This is a genomic window from Mesorhizobium sp. M0048 (assembly GCF_040323405.1).
GTDB lineage: Bacteria > Pseudomonadota > Alphaproteobacteria > Rhizobiales > Rhizobiaceae > Mesorhizobium.
Map to the genome: position 1 here is coordinate 37,133 of NZ_JAMYUV010000049.1, position 6,197 is coordinate 43,329.

The 6,197-nt window shown below is 61.6% G+C and carries 7 protein-coding genes and 1 tRNA gene; 4 read left to right on the forward strand and 4 right to left on the reverse strand.

The features are described 5' to 3' along the window. Nucleotides 1-11: 11 nt before the first annotated feature. Nucleotides 12-707: a response regulator transcription factor CtrA gene (gene ctrA, locus NKJ84_RS27235; protein WP_006203583.1), complete on the reverse strand. Its 696-nt coding sequence runs from the start codon at nucleotides 705-707 to the stop codon at nucleotides 12-14. Nucleotides 708-1,158: 451 nt separating this feature from the next. Here ctrA and NKJ84_RS27240 point away from each other — a divergent pair, with 451 nt between their 5' ends. Continuing rightward, a complete protein-coding gene (locus tag NKJ84_RS27240; protein ID WP_023719275.1) occupies nucleotides 1,159-1,536 on the forward strand; it encodes a flagellar export protein FliJ in 378 nt (125 codons plus the stop codon). 62 nt (nucleotides 1,537-1,598) lie between these two features. Here the strand turns inward: NKJ84_RS27240 and NKJ84_RS27245 are convergent, their stop codons facing one another. Beyond that, nucleotides 1,599-1,994: a winged helix-turn-helix transcriptional regulator gene (locus tag NKJ84_RS27245; protein ID WP_352508998.1), complete on the reverse strand. Its 396-nt coding sequence runs from the start codon at nucleotides 1,992-1,994 to the stop codon at nucleotides 1,599-1,601. A gap of 93 nt (nucleotides 1,995-2,087) precedes the next feature. Between NKJ84_RS27245 and NKJ84_RS27250 the strand changes: the two genes are divergently transcribed. Next, on the forward strand, nucleotides 2,088-3,014 hold the full coding sequence (locus tag NKJ84_RS27250; RefSeq protein WP_352508999.1) for an NADP-dependent oxidoreductase: 927 nt from the start codon (nucleotides 2,088-2,090) through the stop codon (nucleotides 3,012-3,014). 57 nt (nucleotides 3,015-3,071) lie between these two features. On the opposite strand, the gene sciP is transcribed toward NKJ84_RS27250, so the two are convergent. Then, nucleotides 3,072-3,347: a CtrA inhibitor SciP gene (sciP, locus tag NKJ84_RS27255; protein ID WP_023679563.1), complete on the reverse strand. Its 276-nt coding sequence runs from the start codon at nucleotides 3,345-3,347 to the stop codon at nucleotides 3,072-3,074. 261 nt (nucleotides 3,348-3,608) lie between these two features. On the opposite strand from sciP, the gene mnmA reads away from it, so the two are divergent. Then, nucleotides 3,609-4,799, forward strand: a complete 1,191-nt coding sequence (gene mnmA, locus NKJ84_RS27260) for a tRNA 2-thiouridine(34) synthase MnmA (RefSeq protein ID WP_023679564.1) — start codon at nucleotides 3,609-3,611, stop codon at nucleotides 4,797-4,799. A gap of 13 nt (nucleotides 4,800-4,812) precedes the next feature. Here the strand turns inward: mnmA and NKJ84_RS27265 are convergent, their stop codons facing one another. Further along, a complete protein-coding gene (locus NKJ84_RS27265; protein WP_352466761.1) occupies nucleotides 4,813-5,772 on the reverse strand; it encodes a Gfo/Idh/MocA family protein in 960 nt (319 codons plus the stop codon). A gap of 236 nt (nucleotides 5,773-6,008) precedes the next feature. Here NKJ84_RS27265 and NKJ84_RS27270 point away from each other — a divergent pair. Next, nucleotides 6,009-6,085: transfer RNA gene (locus tag NKJ84_RS27270), tRNA-Met, on the forward strand. Nucleotides 6,086-6,197: the final 112 nt, after the last annotated feature.

Genomic DNA, 6,197 nt, shown 5'->3' on the forward strand with positions numbered 1-6,197 from the left:
ACGCCCCTAGTTCAGGCGCTGACGCGGATATCTTCGGGCTCACGCAGCACATAACCGCGGCCCCAGACGGTCTCGATGTAATTCTGCCCGCCAGACGCGGCGTCAAGCTTCTTGCGCAGCTTGCAGATGAAGACGTCGATGATCTTCAGCTCCGGCTCATCCATGCCGCCATAGAGATGATTGAGGAACATTTCCTTGGTCAGCGTGGTGCCCTTGCGCAGCGAGAGCAGTTCCAGCATCTGATATTCCTTGCCGGTCAGATGCACGCGCTGGCCACCGACCTCAACGGTCTTGGCATCGAGATTGACCACCAGGTCGCCCGTCGTGATGACCGACTGGGCGTGGCCCTTGGAACGCCGCACGATGGCATGGATGCGGGCGACCAGTTCGTCCTTGTGGAAGGGCTTGGTCATGTAATCGTCGGCGCCGAAGCCGAGGCCGCGCACCTTGTCCTCGATGCCGGCCATGCCGGAGAGGATGAGGATCGGCGTCTTCACCTTGGAAAGGCGAAGCGTTCTCAAAACTTCATAGCCCGACATGTCGGGGAGATTGAGATCGAGGAGAATGATGTCGTAATCATAAAGCTTGCCTAGATCGACGCCCTCTTCGCCAAGGTCCGTCGTATAGACATTGAAACTTTCTGATTTCAGCATCAGCTCGATGCTTTGTGCGGTTGCACTGTCGTCTTCTATCAGCAGAACGCGCATTTCATTCCCCTTTTCTGCTGCCGGACCATTTCACGACCCGTCCAGGACCGGAGCAGTGATTGCCCTGAGCAGAGGCTGCCATCGAATGGTTAATAAAACCTAATTCCCCGTCCGTGACGGTATCAGATTTTTTAACCCCTTTCTACACCTTGTTGAATCCAATAACGAATCACAGACCCAAACCGTTAATGCGGCACATTAATAAGCCAGACTAAGTGACTCTTCGGACTCGCTGGCCGGGTTTCGCGACGAGAAGCAGAATTTTTACCCGCCCTTAAGTCCTGAGCCGTATGATTAACAATGCCCGTAAACGAATGGTTACCGCCGGCAAAAAACTTTAGGAGTTTGTTTCCCATAGTTCCGGGAAAGCCGGTGGAAACGGGTCAGGCCTGGGCCGTGCCGGGTGAATTGGACGATATGTGCAGGTGTGCGTTTCCGGGAGTACCGAATCATGAAGTCACGTGAAAACCTCGTTCGGCTGAAGCAATTTCAGGTGAGCGAGAAGCGGCGGCAGCTGCTGCAGCTCGACATGATGATCGCCGAATTCGAGCGCATGGCCGTCGAGCTGGAACTTCAGATCGCTGCCGAAGAGAAGAAGGCCGGCATCACCGACATCAATCACTTTGCTTATCCGACCTTCGCCAAGGCGGCACGTCTACGCCGCGACAACCTTAGAAATTCGCAAAGCGACCTCGCCCAGCAGCGAAATGTCGCCGAATCATTGCTGAGCGAAGCCGAAGCGGAGCTTTCCAAGGCCGAGATGCTGGAATCGCGCGACACCAAGGCGCGCGACACGGAAGCCGGCGGTCGCAGCGCCATGATCGGCTGAAAACAAGACTTTAACGCGCGTCGCGCTTGCGCGCTATTGCTGCGCACCGAACTGTGCCCGCCTCAGGCACCCAGATCTTCTTGCTGTTCCGCCGCCCGTGCGCGCGCATTTTTGATGTCGGGCACATGCTGCTCCGACCAGGCTCTGATCTGATTGAGCAGTCCTGCCAGGTTCTTGCCAAGTTCGGTCAGCTCATATTCGACCCGCGGCGGAACGACCGGGAAAACCTCGCGCCGCACAAGCCCGTCGCGTTCCAGGATACGCAGCGTCTGCGTCAGCATTTTCGGCGTGATGCCTTCGAGCTTGCGCGCCAATTCGCCGTTGCGGAGCCGGCCCGGGCGCAGCGCACAGATCACCAGGTAGACCCATTTGCTGGCGAGCGTCTCGAGCACGGCGTGTGACGGGCACGACCGCCGAAAGGCGTCATAGCCGAAAGGGGAAACATCTTCACTATCCATGAGGTGCGTATATATCAAAAAGGTACATACTAGACAAGAGAATGTAACTATCCAAATGATAGCGGCACATCAAAACCAGCAGGAGAGCCTTCCATGCGTGCCATTGTCCAGAATTCCTTCGGCGGACCCGACGTCCTCGTCATTGCCGATCGCCCCGCGCCATCACCCGAGGCCGGCGAAGTGCTCGTCCGCATCGAGGCGGCCGGCATCAATCCGGTGGATGGTGCGGTGCGCGGCGGCCACTATCCGCTGCTTGGCGAGCCGCCTTTTGTCCTTGGCTGGGACGTCTCGGGAGTTGTCGAGGCGCTGGGCTCCGGCGTCTCCGGCCTCAAGGTCGGCGACGCCGTGTTCGGCATGACGCGTTTTCCCAAACAGGCGGCAGCCTACGCCGAACTCGCCGCTGTCCCGGCTGATGAGCTTGCGCCGAAACCTGAAGGCATGGATCACGCGCAAGCCACCGCGCTGCCGCTGGCCGGCCTGACGGCCTGGCAAGGCCTTGTTCGCCATGGCCGGCTCGAACCTGGTAAGCGCGTGCTGATCCACGCCGGAGCCGGTGGCGTCGGCCATCTGGCGGTACAGATCGCCAAGGCGCACGGCGCTTACGTCGTCGCGACCGCAAGCCCGGCAAAGCTCGATTTCGTCGGCTCGCTCGGCGCCGACGAGGTGATCGACTACACAAGGGATGATTTCACCGGGAAGGCCCGCGACATCGATCTGGTTCTGGACCCGTTCGGCGGCGTGCATACGGAGCAATCGCTGAAAGTGCTCACCACTGGCGGCGTTCTGGTGTCGCTGCTCGATGTCAGCGATGCCACCAAGGCAAAGGCCAGGACGCGAGGCATCCGCGTCGAGCGCATGTCCGTAGTGCCCGACCGTGCCGCCCTGGTGGAGCTCGGCAAATTGATCGACGCGAAAAAGCTGGCCGTCCACGTGGCAAAGGCGTTTCCGCTCGAACAGGCCGGTGCAGCCCATGCCTTTCTCGCCACCAGGCCGATCGGCAAGGTGGTGCTGACGGTCTGAAATTGCAGATCGTCGCCCCTCGCAAACGTAAGGGCGCTGATCAGCGCCCTTATCCGCCTAATGCCGGTATTGCTGGATGCGCGTGGTACGCAGGCCGGCAAGGCCGTATTCGTCGATCGACGCCTGCCAGGACAGGAATTCCTCGGTGGTGAGCTTGTAGCGCTGGCACGCCTCTTCGAGGCTCAAAAGCCCGCCACGCACCGCCGCCACCACTTCCGCCTTGCGCCGGATAACCCAGCGACGTGTGTTTGTCGGCGGCAGATCGGCGATGGTAAGTGGGCTGCCGTCTGGCCCGATAACATATTTGACTCGCGGTCTAATTAGATCGGTCATCGTACTCTCTACAAAAAACTCAAAGACCCAATCCCCACCACATTACCGCCACAGCTTTAAAATTTGCCTAAGCAGACCCTAATGGTTAGGTAAGGATCATGAACGCGGCGTTAGCCTTTTCATCGGCATTTGAAACATCTGCCGGCATGCGCGTTGAACCCGGCAGGAAAAATGAACCGGCCCGGCAAAGCTGGCGCAGTCGAGACGCTTGACCTATATTCCGGCCATTGGCACTGAAGCGCCGCGCAGAACGAAAGAACCATGAACAGCCTCGATCTTCCCGGACGCCCCGAAAACACCCGCGTCGTCGTCGCCATGTCGGGCGGTGTCGATTCGTCGGTCGTTGCCGGCCTCCTGAAGCGCGAGGGCTACGACGTCGTCGGCGTCACATTGCAGCTTTATGACCACGGCGCGGCAACGCACCGGGCCGGCTCATGCTGCGCCGGCCAGGACATCGACGATGCCCGCCGCGTCTCCGAGACGCTCGGCATCCCGCATTACGTCCTCGATTACGAGGAGCGCTTCCGCAAGGCGGTGATCGACCCGTTCGCCGAGAGCTATGTCGCCGGCGAAACGCCGATCCCTTGCGTTTCCTGCAATCAGACGGTGAAATTCGCCGACCTTCTTGCGACCGCCAAGGAACTCGGCGCCGACGCGCTGGCGACCGGCCACTACATCCGTTCCGGCGCCAATGGCGCCCACCGCGCGCTTTACCGGCCGGTCGACGCCGACCGCGACCAGAGCTACTTCCTGTTCGCCACCACCCAGGCGCAGATCGACTATCTGCGTTTTCCGCTCGGCGGCCTGTCGAAGCCTGAGGTTCGCGCCATCGCCGAGGAGATGGGACTGACGGTTGCGGCCAAGCAGGACAGCCAGGACATCTGCTTCGTGCCGCAGGGCAAGTATTCCGACATCATCGCCAAGCTGAAGCCGGCTGCCGCCAATCCGGGCGACATCGTCCATATAGACGGGCGCGTGCTTGGCCGCCACGAGGGCATTTTGCGCTACACCGTCGGTCAGCGCCGCGGCATCGGCATCGCCTCGGGCGAGCCGCTCTACGTCGTTCATCTTGACGCCGACCGGGCCCGCGTCGTCGTCGGCCCGCGCGAGGCGCTGGAGACCCACAAGATCTTCTTGCGCAACATGAACTGGCTGGGCGATGGCCCGCTGACCGCTATCCCGGCGGCCGGGCTTGAGCTTTTCGCCAAGGTGCGCTCGACTCGGCCGCCGCGCCCGGCCGTGCTGCATCACCGCGCCGGTGTCACTTCGGTGGAACTGGTCGACGGCGAATCCGGCATCGCGCCCGGTCAGGCTTGCGTGCTCTATTCCGACGATGGCAACGAGGCGCGCGTGTTCGGCGGCGGCTTCATCGAGCGCTCCGAGCGCGGCGCCGAGGCCGAGGCGATGCTGACGCGGCTTGCCGTCCAGCCGGCGCGGGTTCCCGCCGAATAGACGGCGTTTTCTCTTAGGGCCTTGTATGGGCGACGGTGCCGGCGGTCAGGATGCGCAGCACGCGGATGGCCTCCTCGCCGCTGGTGCGCGGTTCGGCCCGCGTCTCGATGCAGTGGATGAAATGCTCCAACTCGCGCGTCAGCGGCATGCCCTCACCGACCGCGACATAGGACGGCTCGTTGGCGGTGAACGCCCATTGGCCGCTGTCCTGCCACACCGCGTGGCGATAGACGGCAAGCTTGCGCTCCCACGGCTCGACATCGTCGAACACCGCCATCGCCTTGGTGCCGACAACGGTCAGCCGCCGTTCGCGGTAAGGGTTGAGCCGCGAGGCGAACAGATGGCCGCGCAGGCCGTTGGGAAAGCGCATGTGCAGATGCGCAAAGTCGCTGAGATTGTCGAGAAGAGCAGCGCCTTCGCCGCGCACTTCGACCGGTTCGGTGCCGGTGATGGCCAGGATCATCGACAGATCGTGCGGCGCCAGATCCCATAGCGCGTCGTTTTCGGTGTGGAACTTGCCGAGGCCGAGCCGATGCGAATGGATGTAGCGGACTTCGCCGAGTTCGCCATTGTCGATCAGCGCCTTCAGCGTCTCGAAGGCGGGATGAAAGCGCAGTACGTGGCCGACCATGAAGACACGGCCATTATCGGCGGCCGCCTGCACCGAGCGTTCGGCATCGGCCACCGTCAGCGCGATCGGCTTCTCCACCAGCACGTCCTTGCCGCCGAGCACGGCGCGCACCGCCATGTCGGCATGGAACTGCGGCGGCAGCGCCATGACGATGGCGTCGACATCGTCGCGGGCAAACAGCGCCTCCGGCTCTATCGCCAGGCAATCCTGCTCGCTGGCAAAACCCTCCGCGCGCGCGGGGTTGACGTCCGAAACCGCATGCAGCGCGCCGAGCGCCTTTAGGGTGCGGATGTGGTTGCTGCCCCAGTATCCGCAACCGAGGACTGCAATGCGCGGTTTCATCAATTCATGACCATGACTTTCGTGGCCGAGACATAGCGACGTGCCTCGCTGAACTCAACCCCGGCCTGTGCGCCCAAATGTCTGCCCGGCAAAGCTTTCGGCGCCAGCAATATGCCGGCGCGGCAGCCACTTCGATGCTTGACAGGCTTGGCCTCGCAACCTTATATCCGCGCGACCTTGGCGAACGCGCCGATATGCCTGCCGATTTAAGCTGGATTTCGGGCCTTCGCCGCCCTGGCGGGGTAGCTCAGTTGGTTAGAGCACGGGAATCATAATCCTGGGGTCGGGGGTTCAAGTCCCTCTCCCGCTACCAAAAATCGAAGGTACGACCCGGAGACATGGGTAACAGAATGTACCTAAGACATGGGTGACAACCTCGTGCCGAACGGGTTGTCGATGGTCTGCAAGGTTCTCTGTTCCAGGTC